The organism is Caproicibacterium sp. NSD3 (assembly GCF_053613275.1).
Window position 1 is genome coordinate 562,290 of sequence record NZ_CM132119.1, and the last position, 15,320, is coordinate 577,609.

Consider the following 15,320-nt stretch of genomic DNA (forward strand, 5'->3'; position numbering starts at 1 on the left):
TATAAGAAACGAGATAAAAAAATCCATGTGCAGGTTTAATCCCTTACACATGGATTTTTGTGGTGCGCCCGACTGGATTCGAACCAGCGGCCTTTCGGGTCGGAGCCGAACGCTCTATCCAACTGAGCTACGGACGCATATCGACAACGCTTGTTATTATATCACAGGGCTCTTCCTCTGGCAAGTTGTTTTCTTGTGAAACATGCAGAAAAATTTTTAGTGGTTGACTTTTTTCGTCAAGATATAGTATACTGAAACCATAAAGATCATATGACTGACGGAAGTGGGAATAACCACATGGAGTATGATCGGAAAATGCCGACCGTCTGGGCGTAAATACCCGGACGATCGGTATTTTTATTTGCGTTTGTCCGGAAAAGGAAGGAGCAGAAAAATGACGCTTGCTCGAATCCATTCGATTGAGAGCATGGGACTAGTAGACGGCCCGGGAATTCGCGTAGTCGTGTTTATGCAGGGGTGCCGACTGCGGTGCAGATTTTGTCATAATCCGGATACATGGGACTTATTAGGCGGTACACAAATGTCACCGCAGGAACTTTTAAAAATGCTTTTGCGCTATCGTCCATATTTTGAACGAAGCGGTGGCGGAGTGACTTTTTCCGGCGGAGAACCTTTGATGCAGCCGCAGTTTCTTGAGGAAATGCTTTTTCTTTGTAAAAAGGCGGGAATCCATACTTGTTTGGATACAGCCGGCTGCGGAATGGGGAATTATGAGGCAATTTTAAAGAATACCGATTTAATTCTTTATGATGTAAAAGAGATTACATCGGAAAAGTATCAGCGTATGACAGGTCAAAGCTGGGATGAAACAAATCGCTTTTTAAAAGCGGTACAAAAAAGCAAAACGCCAGTATGGGTGCGCCATGTGGTGGTGCCGGGGCTGACGGATTCGCCGGAACATTTAAAAGCATTGCGTCAATTTATTTTGGAACGGGTGCCGAATGTGAAACAGGTGGAACTTTTGCCGTACCATTTGCTGGGAGTCAGTAAATACGAGACGATGGGAATTCCTTATTCTTTAAAAGGGGTCCCTGCTATGGACCCCAATGTGTTGGAAGAAGATCAAAAGAAATATTTTCAGAACTTTTCAGGAGGAATTTAAAATGCAGAAAGCTTGGGAAGGTTTCCATGAAGGAAACTGGCAGAATATAATTGATGTCCGTAATTTTATTCAGAAAAATTATACTCTTTATGAGGGAGACGAAAGCTTTTTAAAAGGACCTACCGAGAAGACTCAGAAGGTCTGGGGAAAATGCACAGAACTTTTACAGGAAGAAATGAAAAAAGGCGGCGTCCTTGATGTTGAGACGGAGCGGATTTCCGGCATCAACAATTTTGAACCCGGCTATATTGACCGTGAAAATGAAGTGATTGTCGGACTTCAGACAGATGCTCCGCTTAAGAGAATGGTGAATCTTTACGGCGGAATGCGCATGGCTGAACAGAGCCTTGAGCAGTATGGATATAAGCTCAATCCGGAAATTGAACGTCATTTTTCAGAATATCGTAAAACCCATAACGAGGGTGTCTTTGATGCTTATCCTCAAAGAGTAAGAACGGCGCGCCATGCAGGATTGCTTACTGGACTTCCGGATGCTTATGGACGCGGCAGAATCATTGGAGATTATCGCCGGATGGCGCTTTATGGGATCGATTTTCTGATCAGCGAAAAAGAAAAAGATCTCGACGAACTGGATGGTCCGATGGATGATGAGAGAATTCGTTTGCGGGAAGAAGTCAGCATGCAGATTCGGGCTTTAAAAGCAATTGCAAAAATGGGCGCAAGCTACGGAATCGATTTGACAAAGCCTGCCTCTAACGCCAGAGAAGCCGTACAGGCAGTTTATATGGGATACTTAGCGGGCGTAAAAGAAAATAATGGTGCTGCAACTTCTTTGGGGCGCACCTCTACTTTCCTCGATATTTATATTGAGCGTGATCTGCAAAATGGCCTTCTGGACGAAGAGGGCGCTCAAGAGCTGATCGACCAATTTATCATGAAACTTCGTCTGGTGCGCCATCTGCGTACCCCGGAATATAATGAGCTTTTCGGCGGCGATCCTACTTGGATCACAGAATCTCTTGGCGGCGTTGGCGTAAACGGCAAACCGCTGGTCACCAAGAACTCTTTCCGTTATCTGCATACGCTGAAAAATCTCGGTACTGCGCCGGAACCGAATCTGACGGTTCTTTGGAGCGAACATCTGCCGCAGACATGGAAGAATTACTGTGCAGAGGTTTCTATTGAAACCGATTCAATTCAATATGAAAACGACGATATTATGCGTCCAATCTACGGAGACGACTATGGAATTGCATGCTGTGTTTCCGCTATGCGTATGGGCAAGCAGATGCAGTTTTTCGGTGCGCGCTGCAACCTTGCCAAGTCTTTGCTCTATGCGATTAACGGCGGAATCGATGAGAAAAAGGGAACGCTCGTCGTACCGGGAATTGAGCCGATGACGGACGAAATTCTCGATTATGATAAGGTTTGGAAAAGCTATCAAAAAGTACTGGAATACGATGCTCAGCTTTATACGGATGCCAATAACATCATTCATTTTATGCACGATAAGTACGCTTACGAAGCAAGCCAGATGGCTTTGCATGATACAAAAGTAGAGCGCCTGATGGCTTTTGGCGTAGCAGGTCTTTCGGTCGCTGCGGATAGCCTTTCTGCAATTAAATTTGCAAAAGTAAAGCCAATTCGTGATGAAAACGGAATTGCAGTGGATTTTGTGACCGAAGGGGATTATCCAAAATACGGAAATGATGATGACCGTGTAGATGATCTTGCGGTCAATGTCATGATAACGTTTAGTACAGAACTTAAGAAGCATCCGCTTTACAGGGGCGCGATTCATACGCTTTCTGCGCTGACGATTACCAGCAATGTCATGTATGGCAAAAAAACCGGAACGACGCCGGACGGCAGAAAAGCCGGACAGCCTTTGGCTCCCGGTGCAAATCCGATGCACGGAAGAGATCAATCAGGTGCGCTGGCTTCTTTAAACTCTGTTGCAAAGCTGCCGTATCGCAATGTCTGCCAGGACGGCGTTTCCAATACGTTCTCGATTGTTCCGAACGCTTTGGGAAAAGATGATACTCAGCGCAAAAACAATCTGGTCTTTATTTTAGGCGGATATTTTGCACAGGGCGCACATCATCTCAATGTAAATGTACTCAATAGAGAAACTTTGCTGGATGCGATGGATCATCCCGAAAAATATCCGACTCTGACCATTCGTGTTTCGGGATATGCGGTCAACTTTAACCGCCTTTCCAGAGAGCAGCAGCTGGAAGTGGTCGCCCGTACTTTTCATGAATCCATGTAAGGCTGATTGCTCTTGACAGCCATTCTTTTCGGAATATAATTAGAAATCAGATAAAGATAAAAACACGTTCCGGCCGGTAGTCCGGAAGCAGCAGAGATGCTGTCAGTAACCTGCCTCCTTTGGTTGTCCGTTCTTTATCAGGCAAACGGTCCAAAAGGAGGAATTATCATGGGGATAATCCGTATTTCTGTTACGGTTCTGTTCGAAGATCCGTTTTGGATCGCGCTTTATGAGCGGTGGGAAGATAGACGGTACGAAGTTTGTAAGATCACCTTCGGAGCGGAACCCAAGGACTATCAAGTGTATGCGTTTCTGTGTAAAAATTGGAAAAGACTGCGCTTTAGTCCGGCGGTTCAGACAGAGAAATCTGACGCAGAGAGAATCAATCCCAAGCGGATGCAGCGCCTGATTCATCGGCAGGTTGGAAATACCGGAATCGGGACTAAAGCTCAGCAGGCGCTTAAACTTTTTCAGGAACAGAACAAACTGGTTCGAAAAGAAAACTCCCGCGAACGGCGCGAAGAAGAAAAAGACCGCCGCTACGAACTTCACAGAGAAAAAGCAAAAGAAAAGCACAAAGGCCATTAAAAGCCTTTGTGCTTTTTTGTTTAATTGGGTTGATGAGAAAAAATTTTAGGCGACTTTCTTTTTCATAGAAGCAGCTACCGGGATCGAGATGAAATTCTGAACTGGTTTCCAGACTGCGACCGCGATGGTGAAGTCTACCATGCTGTGAAGGATGGTGCCGCCGCCGACCAGCAGAAGGACCGAGAACAAGAAGCCGTTAGCATACCATTTTCCGGTCATTGCACCGCCAAAATAGAAGGCAGCTACAACCAAAGTTTCGCAGAGGGCATGTACTAAAGCCAGCACAAAACCGAATGCCATAGCGGAAGATGGCTTTTGCAGGACGTCACTTTTCTTTTTCAGGATGAGGCAGCCTACCAGTACAAAGCCAATATGCGAAAGTGCACGCATGGCGATCACCGGAGAAGTCGTGATGAAGAATCCAATTGCAGAAGCAATACAGGTAGCGATTGCAACGGCCGGTGAGATAAAGATTGCCAGAAAAGTTGGAACATGACTCGCTAGCGTAAAGGACATCGGTTCAATTACAATTTTAGGAAACACCATCGGAATCATAATGCTGATTCCGCATAGAAGTCCGGAAAAAACCAGATACAAAAGGCTGTTTGATCGACTCTTATTCATAAAATACCCCCTAGAATAGTTGTCACATGATTATATATGTGTCTTGACAACTATTCTAGGGGGTAAATGAGGACTTGTCAACTATATTTTTTATTTTTAAAAAATTTATTTTAAAAATTAAAGATTTTCCTCAAAAAGAATTCCGGCCTTTTTGAGTTCTTTTAAGACGCGTCCAAAAGAATCTTCATCCGGGCAGGAAAGCGTATGGAGATGAACGCCTCCTGTCAGTGCAGAAAGCGGAACGGAATGGGTTTTATTTAGACGGCTTAAAAATTCATCGGCATCGTGGCGGGAAAAAATATGTAGTTGACCGATAATTTGTCCGTAAAGATCGTGGTCGACGATGACATCAATCAGGCCGCAGCCGTTATCCACTACCAAATAAAGCTCTTTTTGCAGAAGAGAGAGAGATTCGTGCCGGCAGGCGATGGTGTGCTTTTGAGAACCGGAATCCCGGTTGAGCACATAACCGCGGGGTGTTGCAAAAATTTTGATTTCAGACGCACGCAAAAGCGCAACATCACCGACAATGATTTGTCTGCTAACGCCGAAGTGGCGTGCAAGCTTTGCAGCACTCAATGGTGTTTCGGTTTCCTCAAGTGCTTTTAAAATTCCGTTTCGACGCTCGTCCGGTGTCATCGTCCTTTTCCTCTTTTCTTTATAGTTTAAAAGTATTCGGGTCAAATTTCGGCAGTGGTGGCTGAACTATCGGAACTCTCTTGAGGGGATCATACTGAAACTTTTTACAGTCCTTTTCTAAACAAGAGAGACCTTTTCGGCAGCTGAGCGAGCCATCATAAGAAAGGCTGTTTATACAGTATTCACAGCTTGCTTCGATCTCGTTTCCAAAGAATTCCCCTTTTTTTGTTTTCATCAATCAGCCTTCCCCTTATTAAAAAATCAATTTTATTATAACACGGGCTTATTAGAATTTCCAGAGATTTGAGAAGAAGGAAGAGAAGTGCATGATGGGTTGCAAGCTTGGCGCTGGATCAGAAAAGTATTAAAAGAGTCTCCAAGCTGCGTACAAACAGCGGATAAAAGCTGTAGTTCCTCATTAGAAAGGTTTTTTGCGAGAGCAGAAGCAAGAGAAGAAACAAAAACAGTCAATTCACAAGGACTCATATTAATCACCAATTTATTCTATGCTTTTCCCCGCATTTTTGAGAAAGAACAGGTGTCCAATAGAACCGCGATACAAAGGAGCAGCAAAACAGCACTTCCGATCATTGGGCCAGAAAGGCTGGGAACGGTAGCAGAGTTGCTTCCAAAAACCGGAGATGCGCCCGGGAACAGATGGGCAAGTGGAAAAACAAGCACTGCCGATAAGATTCCATGAAGCAGGCGGCAAAGAAAAAACTGCCATAGAGGAACTTTAAATTTTAATCCCTGTAAAACTTGCAGATGAACGCAGAGCCCGCCCCAACCGGTTGCCAGAGCAAAACACCAAAGCGGCATTCCGGAAAGAGACATGGTTTTACAGCCCAGTGTGACTTCGCAAATTGCGGAGAGAACGGAAAGCTGGGGAAGAGAGAGGAGTTTTTGGGCAATCTGAAGGAAAGCTGCAAAAAGAATGACAAATCCGCACATGGAGACCATGGAGGCGGCAGCGCTGCGTGCAGCTTCGAGCAATGCTTTTGCAGGGGAAGGCAACGGCTTTTGAGAAAGTTTTGGAAGGGAAAAATGTCCCCGAAAACGAATTGACAGAAGGACGCCAAGAAGGATTCCGCCTAAAAGATGTGCGCATAAAAGCAGCTGACCGGCGACGGGATTTCTTAAAAAGCCGGCACCGACTGCGGTACAAAGAAATGCCGGCCCTGCGTTTACACAAAATAAAAGTGCATGAGAGGCCTCTTTTTCGGTGAGTTCATTTTCTTCGTAAAGTGCTTCGATTCCGCGGGAACCGGCCGGATAGCCACCGCACATTCCCATCAGAATTGTTCCGGCGGCAGACTGAGGCAAAGCGAAAAGTCTTGCGATCAGCTTTCCGAGAGGAGAATTTCCAAAAGAGGCGGTAGCTCCGCTTTTTACGAGAAAGACCGTCAGAACTAGGAATGGATATAGAGATGGAATTAGAACAGAGAGGCAGGTATCAAGCCCCAGTTTTGCGCCGGTGGCTCCTTCTTGAGGGAATCGGAGCAGCAGGGCGATTAAAAAGAGACCTCCTCCAAAAGTGAAAATCTTTTTCAAGAGGAAACATTCCTTTCCTATTAGATTCTTCTATGTATATGCGAAACAGCCGGGACATATTTTTTAAAGAAAACAACCGGAAAAGAGGGCGTCAAATGAAAAGAAAAAAAAGGGCGAACAAAGAACCTTTCCGGATAAACGTGGTGGAAATGGCAATGCAACCGCGTCTGGAAATTTTCGGAAATCGAGAACTAGTGATTGATGGCTGTGCCGGAGTCCTAGAATATTCTGCAGAAAAAATTCGCGTTCGCTATGGCAGAATGGTTCTGCAGATTAGCGGGCGAAACCTCAAAATCAGCAATTTGGGAGCAAAATCGCTTTCGGTAACCGGATTCTTTACAGGCTTTGAGTTTTTATCATAAGGGGGCTAAAATATGCCGAAACTGACCCGTTGGCTTGTTGGATGGGTACGCTTTACCGTGAAAAACGGCGGAGAGCGTTTTTTGAATAGCTGTGCGCGCAAAGGAGTTCTGCTCTGGGATATTCGACCGGGGCCCCCGATTTCCTGTTGTATCAGGGCTTCCTCTTATCGGGATCTTCGTCCGATTGCAAGGCAGGCAAAAGTGAAAATCCGCTTACAGAAAAAAGCAGGACTAAAAAGAAGAATATGGGCCTTAAAGAAACGTCCGGGACTCGTGATCGGTGCGATTATTTGTCTGTTGAATCTCTGGTATCTTTCTCATTTTTTATGGACGATTAATATACAGATGCAGGGAGCAGAAACGCTGACTCCACAGAAAATTGAGGACACCTTGAAACAGCTCGGGATTACATCTGGGACTCCAAAAGAAGAAATTCCAACAGGAAAGGTGCAGGCTCATCTGATGGATGCTTTTCCAGAAATTAGTTGGGTAACGGTTAATGACCGAGGCTGCAACCTGGAGATCCATGTGACGGAAAAAAGCGATGCGCCGGCGGTAGAAGATAAAACAGGCTGGTGCCATCTGCGGGCAAAATGCAGCGGTGTCATTACCAGAACAGAGGTCTTTGCAGGGAAGGCTTTGGTTAAGGCTGGTGATGGCGTTTACGAAGGGCAGCTTTTGGTTTCTTCGGCGGTTGTAGATCATGAACGGGAATTTTATCAAATGACACATGCCTCCGGAAAAATCTATGCAGATACCAAACATGTTTTAAAAGAGCAGGTACCGCTTTCTACGGAAATTTCGGAAGAAGACGGGAGTACGATCGTCCGCCGGGGGCTGCGCATCTTTGGAATACAGATCCCGTTGAGTTTCTCTTTGCCGCCGCAGGGAGAGGCAAGGCATGAATTCGAAAGTCAAACACTTGCTGCGGGGGATAAGGCACTTCCAGTCAGCTTGGAAGAGGAAAAAATTTATCCGCTCAAAAAGGTTTCCGTTGAGCGTACAGAAGAACAAGCTATGGCAGAAGCAGACCGGCTTTTAAGTGAACAGGAGGAGCAGGCAAATATCGATGGAGAGATCTTAAAAAGAGAAGATCAGTCTAAAATTGAAAACGGTGTGCTCTATGTAGAACGCACTCTAAATTGTGAGGAGAATATTGCAGAAGAGGTAAAAATTTCTGTCGATTAATTCTAAAATTTTTTTATCATTATAGTGACTTTGCACGGAATTTGTGTTATAATTCTTTTTTGTAATGGAGCTTTTATAAACAAGGAGTAAAAATGTTTGAACAGAGACTAAATATTGACCGAATGGAACAGGCGATTGCGCTTTTTGGCAGCTTTGATGAAAACATCAAGCTGATCCAAGAACAATATCATGTTTCCATTGTTGGGCGCGACAGTGAAATTAAGATTTCCGGAGAACCCGAAGATGTTGCACGGGCAGTTCGGGCCATCGAGAGCTTGCTTTCGATGGTGAACCGCGGAGAAGCTCTGAGTGAGCAGAATGTGCGGTATTGCATTTCTTTAGTAAATGAGGGTTCCGAGGAAAAGCTGCAGACTCTTTCGAGAGACTGTATTTGCATTACCTCGAAAGGAAAACCGGTGAAGCCTAAAACGCTGGGACAGAAAAATTATTGTGCTGCAATTAAAAGCAATACGATTACGCTGGGCGTTGGTCCTGCCGGTACGGGCAAAACTTATCTTGCAGTGGCGATGGCCGTTACAGCGTTTCGTGCGCAGGAGGTCAACCGAATTGTTTTAACCAGGCCTGCTGTTGAGGCCGGCGAAAAGTTAGGATTTTTGCCGGGAGATCTGCAGCAGAAAGTAGATCCGTATCTACGCCCGCTTTATGACGCGTTATTCGATATGTTGGGTGCAGAGACCTATCAAAGATATGTAGAGCGCGGTAATATTGAGGTTGCGCCGCTTGCGTATATGCGCGGACGTACATTGGATGATAGTTTTATCATTTTGGATGAAGCGCAGAATACGACCAGAGAACAGATGAAGATGTTTTTGACCCGGTTAGGGTTCGGGAGCAAAATGGTGATTACCGGAGATGTGACACAGATTGATCTGCCGGATGGAAAACACAGCGGCTTAAAACAGGTCGTTCACATTTTAAAGGATGTTCCGGATATTGCGCAGGTGTTTTTTACTGGAAGAGATGTTGTCCGCCACAAACTGGTGCAGGATATTATAAAAGCATACGAGAAAAGTGATAAAAATGAGGAGGCCAGACACTGATTATGGAAAAAATTCGTGTCATTATTGAAAACCGTCAAAAAACTGTAAAGATTCCAACTGGACTGAGAATGCTGATTCGCCGCTGCTGCAATGCGGTGCTGCGGATGGAAAAATTTGAAGGCCCTGCCGAGATTAGTGTGACTTTTGTGGATAATGAGCAGATCCGCAAATTAAATGCGCAGTACCGTAAAAAGGATGTAGAGACCGATGTGTTGAGCTTCCCAATGGGCGAAAACGGTGTATATGATATCAATCATGATACCGGCGCAAAAATTCTTGGAGATGTTGTTCTGTCTATGGAAAAAGCAGAAGAACAGGCCAATCAGTTTGGGCATAGCCTGGAGCGTGAGGTTGGTTACCTGACGGCACACAGCGTTTTGCATCTGCTTGGATATGACCATGAGAACGGCGGAATCGAGCGGGTTCGGATGCGTGAAAAAGAGGAACAGGTTATGCTGCAGTTGGGACTTCCTAGTACCAGCAGTTATGTGCTGACAGACGAGGACGTGTAAAAATCTTGCGATTTCGAAAAAGCCTAAAATATGCTTTTCGGGGAATTATTTACTGTATCAATACTGAGAGAAACATGCGGTTTCATACAGTAGCGATCCTCTATGTGCTGCTTTTAGCGCCCTATTTTTCCCTGAGTCGTGCAGAGTGGGCGGTCCTTTTTTTGACCTTCGCTGTGGTTACGGCAGCAGAGTGCTTTAATACGGTGGCAGAAAGGCTGAGCGACTTTTCGGCTTCCAGCTTTAATACGGTGGTGCGCATTGTCAAGGATATGGCGGCCGGCGCCGTGCTTTTGTGTGCACTTTTTTCGATTGCGGTCGCGGTTTGCCTTTTCTGGAAGCCAGAGGGCTTTTGGAATTTATGGCAGATGTTTTTCGAAAATCCAGCCTTCCCTGTGCTCTTGATTTTGTTGGCTTTTCCGGCTTTCTTTTATGTTTCATGGGGGCCGCTGGAAATTCGGGATCGGATTCACCATCGAAGAGTTGTAGGGTTTCGGGTCCATCAGAAAAAATACTCTTCTGAAAAATCCGAAAAGAATAAAAATAATTTAGTTTAAGGAGTTACAAAAATGAAGGAACCATCCAAGGAACGCAGTGCATATATTGCGATTGTAGGACGTCCAAATGTAGGGAAAAGTTCTTTGATGAACCGCTTATTAGGACAGAAAGTCGCGATTGTCAGCAGCAAACCTCAGACGACCCGTACCAGAATTATGGGGGTCCTGACCGAAGGCGAAGATCAGCTCGTTTTTTTGGATACTCCTGGACTTTTAAAGCCGAGAGACCGTTTGGGAGAATATATGGTTAAGAGCGTTATCGCTTCTGTTTCGGGCGTAGACGCGGCTCTTCTGGTGGTTGAGGCGGGAACTAAAATCTCTCCTGCGGACCGCGATTTGATTGAGCGGTTCCAAAAGTTGCATCTGCCAGTAATTTTATGTATCAATAAAATTGATTTGCTGCCGAATAAAACGGATCTGATAGTGCAGATTGCGGCTTTGAGCCAGCTTTATGATTTTGAAGCCGTTGTGCCGGCTTCTGCCATGGACGGAGACGGCTTAGACGATTTAAAGGAAGAATTAAAAAAACTGTGTATGGAGGGCGGTCATCTTTTTCCGGACGATACTTTGACCGACCAATCGGAACGGGTGCTTGCTGGAGAAATTGTACGCGAAAAGTTGTTGCGCCTTTTGGAAAAGGAAGTTCCTCATGGCTTGGCAGTGGTTGTGGAACAGCTGCACGAACGGGAAGATCATTCTTGTGTGGATATTGAAGCCACAATTTATTGCGAAAAAGAAAGCCATAAAGGAATTATTATCGGTAAAGGCGGCTCTATGCTTAAAGAAGTCGGCACTTATGCCAGACAAGATCTGGAGAAGTTCTATGGAACAAAGGTCAATTTGCAACTCTGGGTCAAGGTGAAAGAGGATTGGAGGAACAAGGAAGCAGCGCTTCGTTCCTTTGGATTTAATGGCAATGATCTTTTGGATCATTGATTCCTTTTTTAGAAAATTCTTCAAAAAATCCTTTTTCATAGCACAAAAGAAGAGAAAAAAACGTCTAATTTTGACGAATATTCATTTATTTTCCACTCATACTGGAGCGGATTCCTGTACATAATGATCCTTGTACGACAACAGGAAAGGGGCGTTTTCAGTATGGACGAAAAATCAGCTTGGTCTTGCTTTCAAGAGACTGGCAGGGTGCAGGATTATCTTGCCTACGCCCAGCTAAAATACGATGCTCAGCAGATAAAGGAGGCGCCTGATGCGGTTGAATACACGGGGACTGATCATCAGGACTTCGGAAGTGGGCGAAAGTGACCGCGCAGTAACGGTACTTACCAAAGACTGCGGAGTCGTACATGCGTTTGCACGCCGTAGTCGTGCCGCAAAAAGCGCGCTTGTTTCGGCAACTCAGCTTTTTTGCTATTCTGAGCTGACCCTTTTTGAAGGAAAAACAGCGAATACGATTGATGATGCCCAGCCGATCGAAGTCTTTTTTGAACTTCGGCAGGATCTCGCACGGCTGTCCCTTGCCCAGTATTTTTGTGAGCTGGTGGGTGTGCTGGCTCCGGAAGATGATGGTGCAGGGGATTTTTTGCGCTTGCTATTAAATGCTTTTTATTTAATGTGCAAACAAAAGCGTCCCCTTCCTATTATCAAGGCGGCTGTCGAAATGCGCATGCTTTCTCTGGCTGGATATATGCCGGATCTAATTTGCTGTAAAGACTGCGGTGCCTATGAAGCCGATCTGATGCTCTTTTCTCCCCGGGAGGGAACACTGACTTGTGATTCCTGCTGCAAAGGGGATTATGAGGGGATGATTTCGCTTCATAGGGGAGCATTGACTGCACTTAGGCATACTATTTATGCAGATTTTTCAAAATTATTTTTGTTTTCCCTATCGGAAGAGGGACTAAGAGAATTAAACCGCGCCAGCGAATCTTACATAATCAATACGTTGGAGCGTTCTTTTCAAACGCTGGATTTTTATCATTCCATCAAAGATGATGAAAATGCGGCTGATTCCAATCAAGAGGATAAAAAATCATGAGACTTGAAAATAATCATCATCTAAAAGCACTGGAACTGCCCAAAATTCTTGCACTTTTGGCGGAGCAGACTGACTGCGACGACGCAGCACAGATGGCTCGGGAACTGCGGCCTGTCGGCACTTTGGAGGAAGCTTCTGCGCTTTTGGAAGAAACATGGGACGCTTATCGGATGATCGCACAGTTTGGTGCGCCGTCGTTCCGAGAACTTTATAATGTGACAAATGCGGTTCGCCGGGCAGAAGCAGGCGGACTGCTCAATTTGACGGAACTTCTCAGAATTGGGGAGACTCTGCGTGCCTTGCGGGGCATCTATGACTGGCGGCAGAAAAGCGCCGGGCTAAAAACGGTATTGGAATGGAGATTTTCCAATCTGATGCCGAATAAATACATGGAAGACCGAATCTTTAATGTGGTCATTTCGGAAGAAGATGTGAGTGATAATGCTTCTCCGGAGCTTGCCTCTATCCGCAGAAAAATGCGTGCGGCGGGAGCAAGAGTGCGGGAAAAACTTGACCATATGATTCATTCTACAACTTATCAAAAATATCTACAGGAACCGATTATCACGCAAAGGGAAGGCCGTTATGTTGTTCCGGTAAAAGCGGAATGCCGAGGGAATGTGCCTGGCCTTGTTCACGATACTTCGGGCAGCGGCGCTACCGTTTTTGTGGAGCCGATGGCTGTTGTGGAAGCGAATAATGAAATTCGGGTGCTGGAAAGCAGAGAACGCGCAGAGATTGAACGGATTTTAGGGGAGCTATCAGCAGAAGTCGGCAGTTTTGCGAGCACGATTGTGGCGGGATACAATTCCGCAGTGGAAATTAACATGATTTTTGCGAAAGCAAATCTTGGGTATCAGATGAAGGCCACAAAACCGATTCTCAACGATCAGGGTGTGATCAACCTTAAAAAAGCACGTCACCCTCTGATTGCGGCTAATAAAGTAGTCCCTACCGACATCCGTCTGGGGGAAGATTTCGATACACTGGTGATTACAGGCCCTAATACCGGTGGCAAGACGGTTTCTCTTAAAACGGTGGGACTTTTCTGCCTGATGGCAATGTGTGGCTTGCTGATCCCCGCAGCGGAGCAGAGTGAAGTATCCGTCTTTAGCAGAGTGCTTGCGGATATTGGCGACGAACAATCCATTGAACAGAACCTTTCTACGTTTTCTGCCCATATGGTGAATCAGATCGCGATTTTGAAGCAGGCGGATAAACACAGCTTGGTGCTCCTTGATGAGCTTGGAGCAGGGACGGACCCGATCGAAGGTGCGGCATTGGCAATGGCTATTTTAGAGCAACTGAGGACGACCGGAGCCAAAATTGCTGCAACAACGCATTATGCGGAGCTAAAAGCATACGCTTTGCAGACCCCCGGAGTGGAAAATGCCTGCTGCGAGTTTAATGTTCAGACGCTGTGTCCGACCTACCGGCTTTTAATTGGGGTGCCGGGGCGCAGCAATGCATTTGCAATTTCACTTCGTTTAGGTCTTTCAGAGACGGTAGTAGCGCGCGCTAAAACATTCGTTTCCAATGAAAATCTTCGCTTTGAAAATGTGGTAAAACAGCTGGAAGAAAATCGCCAGCAGTTGGAAATACAGAAAAAAGAGGCTGAAGAGGCAAAGCTGCAGGCACAGGAACTGAAAAACGAAGCTGCCGGTGAGCGCGAAAAAATTCAGAAGAAAATGCAGCAGGAAATGGATGAAGCACGCGAAAAAGCAGCACTTTTAGTTTCCCGGACCCGCGGACAAGCGGATGAGCTCTTGGAAGAGCTGGAAGCGTTAAAAAAGCAGAAAGACCGTGTGATTTCGGCTGAAGAAAAGGCGAGGGTCAAAGCGGGACTGCGGGGATTGGAAGAGCAGGCAGACCCAGTGAGCCAGAAAAAGGACGATCATTATGTGCTGCCCCGTCCGCTGAAATCTGGAGATCCTGTTTTGATTTTTGATCTGGATAAAGAAGCGGTTGTGCTGGAAGCGGAAAAAGGCGGGAAGACTGTCTTGGTGCAGGCAGGAATCATCAAAACACAGGTACCAATTGAAAATTTGCGCCTCCTCACCAATCGACAACAGAAAAAGCGCGGCACCGTGGGAACTCGTCGGGCGGTAACTCGTACTGCAGTAGAGACGCAGGCAAAAGCAGAGCTCGATTTGCGCGGGGAGAATGCCGACGAAGCGATTTTTCATGTGGATCAGTTCTTGGATCATGCTCAGCTGGGCGGCCTTTCCCAAGTGATGCTGATTCACGGAAAAGGAACCGGTGTTCTGCGAAAAGCGGTGCAGGAGCATTTAAAACATCATCCCAGCGTTAAGAGTTTTCGCTTAGGAACTTATGGCGAGGGCGAAAGCGGCGTTACGATTGCAGAATTAAAATAAAGAACGATCAAAAGGACGAATTTTTTCGCCCTTTTTGTTTTTTTGGCGGCAAAAATTTATGGTTGACATTTTAAATCGAATACGGTATAATTTTTCTTGCGTGTAAAAGTAAAGCACTTTACAGAAAGAAGGAGACAGCATGGCAAAGAACTTGGAAGTATCTGTTTTGTTGGACTATTATGGTTCTATGCTGACTCAAAAACAGCGTAAAGTACTGGATTATTACTATAATGATGATTTGTCTCTCGCTGAGATTGCGGAAAACGAGGGAATTACCCGTCAGGGGGTAAGAGATGCTATTAAGCGCGGTGAAACGCAGCTTTTTGAAATGGAAGACCACCTGGGCTTTTTAAAGCGATTCCGCGAGATTAAAGAATCTCTTCAAATCGTTGACCAAAGCACGCACAATATTCAGGATTACAATAAACGGTTCCTTTATAACCGTGATATTACAGGAGAACTCGATAAGATTCTCTCTGCGGTCGAAAATTTGAACAATCTGATTGAAGAATGA

Annotated in this window: 17 protein-coding genes, 1 tRNA gene and 1 riboswitch; of the genes, 12 read left to right on the forward strand and 6 right to left on the reverse strand. The window is 45.6% G+C overall.

Annotation, left to right across the window (positions count from 1 at the left end):
* Nucleotides 1–60: 60 nt before the first annotated feature.
* Nucleotides 61–137, reverse strand: a tRNA-Arg gene (locus ACVS9P_RS02730).
* A gap of 123 nt (nucleotides 138–260) precedes the next feature.
* Nucleotides 261–339: riboswitch (ZMP/ZTP riboswitch) on the forward strand.
* A gap of 55 nt (nucleotides 340–394) precedes the next feature.
* Between ACVS9P_RS02730 and pflA the strand changes: the two genes are divergently transcribed.
* The 3 genes from pflA (at nucleotide 395) to ACVS9P_RS02745 (ending at nucleotide 3,944) form a co-directional block, all read left to right on the forward strand.
* On the forward strand, nucleotides 395–1,123 hold the full coding sequence (gene pflA, locus ACVS9P_RS02735; protein WP_452104114.1) for a pyruvate formate-lyase-activating protein: 729 nt from the start codon (nucleotides 395–397) through the stop codon (nucleotides 1,121–1,123).
* Between the two features lies 1 nt (nucleotide 1,124).
* Nucleotides 1,125–3,356: a formate C-acetyltransferase gene (gene pflB, locus ACVS9P_RS02740; protein WP_452104115.1), complete on the forward strand. Its 2,232-nt coding sequence runs from the start codon at nucleotides 1,125–1,127 to the stop codon at nucleotides 3,354–3,356.
* Between the two features lie 168 nt (nucleotides 3,357–3,524).
* On the forward strand, nucleotides 3,525–3,944 hold the full coding sequence (locus ACVS9P_RS02745; RefSeq protein WP_452104116.1) for a YjdF family protein: 420 nt from the start codon (nucleotides 3,525–3,527) through the stop codon (nucleotides 3,942–3,944).
* A 45-nt stretch (nucleotides 3,945–3,989) separates the two neighbouring features.
* On the opposite strand, the gene ACVS9P_RS02750 is transcribed toward ACVS9P_RS02745, so the two are convergent.
* The 5 genes from ACVS9P_RS02750 to ACVS9P_RS02770 all read right to left on the reverse strand — a co-directional run bounded on the left by ACVS9P_RS02750 (nucleotide 3,990) and on the right by ACVS9P_RS02770 (nucleotide 6,758).
* Entirely contained in the window at nucleotides 3,990–4,568 is a 579-nt protein-coding gene (locus tag ACVS9P_RS02750; RefSeq protein ID WP_452104117.1) for a hypothetical protein, read from the reverse strand.
* Between the two features lie 117 nt (nucleotides 4,569–4,685).
* Nucleotides 4,686–5,207 (reverse strand): 3H domain-containing protein, encoded by a 522-nt coding sequence (locus ACVS9P_RS02755; protein ID WP_452104118.1) that lies wholly within the window; start codon nucleotides 5,205–5,207, stop codon nucleotides 4,686–4,688.
* A gap of 19 nt (nucleotides 5,208–5,226) precedes the next feature.
* Nucleotides 5,227–5,442 (reverse strand): hypothetical protein, encoded by a 216-nt coding sequence (locus tag ACVS9P_RS02760; protein WP_452104119.1) that lies wholly within the window; start codon nucleotides 5,440–5,442, stop codon nucleotides 5,227–5,229.
* Nucleotides 5,443–5,477: 35 nt separating this feature from the next.
* On the reverse strand, nucleotides 5,478–5,693 hold the full coding sequence (locus tag ACVS9P_RS02765; RefSeq protein ID WP_452104120.1) for a DUF6774 domain-containing protein: 216 nt from the start codon (nucleotides 5,691–5,693) through the stop codon (nucleotides 5,478–5,480).
* 18 nt (nucleotides 5,694–5,711) lie between these two features.
* Complete coding sequence (locus tag ACVS9P_RS02770) at nucleotides 5,712–6,758, reverse strand: nucleoside recognition domain-containing protein (protein ID WP_452104121.1); 1,047 nt, start codon at nucleotides 6,756–6,758, stop codon at nucleotides 5,712–5,714.
* 95 nt (nucleotides 6,759–6,853) lie between these two features.
* On the opposite strand from ACVS9P_RS02770, the gene ACVS9P_RS02775 reads away from it, so the two are divergent.
* The 9 genes from ACVS9P_RS02775 (at nucleotide 6,854) to ylxM (ending at nucleotide 15,320) form a co-directional block, all read left to right on the forward strand.
* The gene (locus ACVS9P_RS02775; protein ID WP_452104122.1) at nucleotides 6,854–7,120 is read left to right on the forward strand and encodes a YabP/YqfC family sporulation protein; all 267 of its coding nucleotides are present in this window, start codon (nucleotides 6,854–6,856) and stop codon (nucleotides 7,118–7,120) included.
* 12 nt (nucleotides 7,121–7,132) lie between these two features.
* Entirely contained in the window at nucleotides 7,133–8,308 is a 1,176-nt protein-coding gene (locus ACVS9P_RS02780; protein WP_452104123.1) for a sporulation protein YqfD, read from the forward strand.
* Between the two features lie 92 nt (nucleotides 8,309–8,400).
* Nucleotides 8,401–9,369 carry a PhoH family protein gene (locus ACVS9P_RS02785; RefSeq protein WP_452104124.1) on the forward strand — a complete coding sequence of 323 codons (969 nt, stop codon included), beginning with the start codon at nucleotides 8,401–8,403 and terminating at the stop codon, nucleotides 9,367–9,369.
* 2 nt (nucleotides 9,370–9,371) lie between these two features.
* Nucleotides 9,372–9,881 carry an rRNA maturation RNase YbeY gene (gene ybeY / locus ACVS9P_RS02790; RefSeq protein WP_452104125.1) on the forward strand — a complete coding sequence of 170 codons (510 nt, stop codon included), beginning with the start codon at nucleotides 9,372–9,374 and terminating at the stop codon, nucleotides 9,879–9,881.
* A gap of 5 nt (nucleotides 9,882–9,886) precedes the next feature.
* On the forward strand, nucleotides 9,887–10,435 hold the full coding sequence (locus ACVS9P_RS02795) for a diacylglycerol kinase family protein (protein WP_452104126.1): 549 nt from the start codon (nucleotides 9,887–9,889) through the stop codon (nucleotides 10,433–10,435).
* Nucleotides 10,436–10,447: 12 nt separating this feature from the next.
* Nucleotides 10,448–11,371 (forward strand): GTPase Era, encoded by a 924-nt coding sequence (era, locus tag ACVS9P_RS02800; RefSeq protein WP_452104127.1) that lies wholly within the window; start codon nucleotides 10,448–10,450, stop codon nucleotides 11,369–11,371.
* A gap of 271 nt (nucleotides 11,372–11,642) precedes the next feature.
* Nucleotides 11,643–12,431, forward strand: a complete 789-nt coding sequence (gene recO, locus ACVS9P_RS02805; RefSeq protein ID WP_452104128.1) for a DNA repair protein RecO — start codon at nucleotides 11,643–11,645, stop codon at nucleotides 12,429–12,431.
* A complete protein-coding gene (locus ACVS9P_RS02810) occupies nucleotides 12,428–14,806 on the forward strand; it encodes an endonuclease MutS2 (RefSeq protein ID WP_452104129.1) in 2,379 nt (792 codons plus the stop codon). The genes recO and ACVS9P_RS02810 overlap by 4 nt, the downstream gene beginning before the upstream one ends.
* A 139-nt stretch (nucleotides 14,807–14,945) precedes the next feature.
* Nucleotides 14,946–15,320, forward strand: a complete 375-nt coding sequence (gene ylxM, locus ACVS9P_RS02815) for a YlxM family DNA-binding protein (protein WP_452104130.1) — start codon at nucleotides 14,946–14,948, stop codon at nucleotides 15,318–15,320.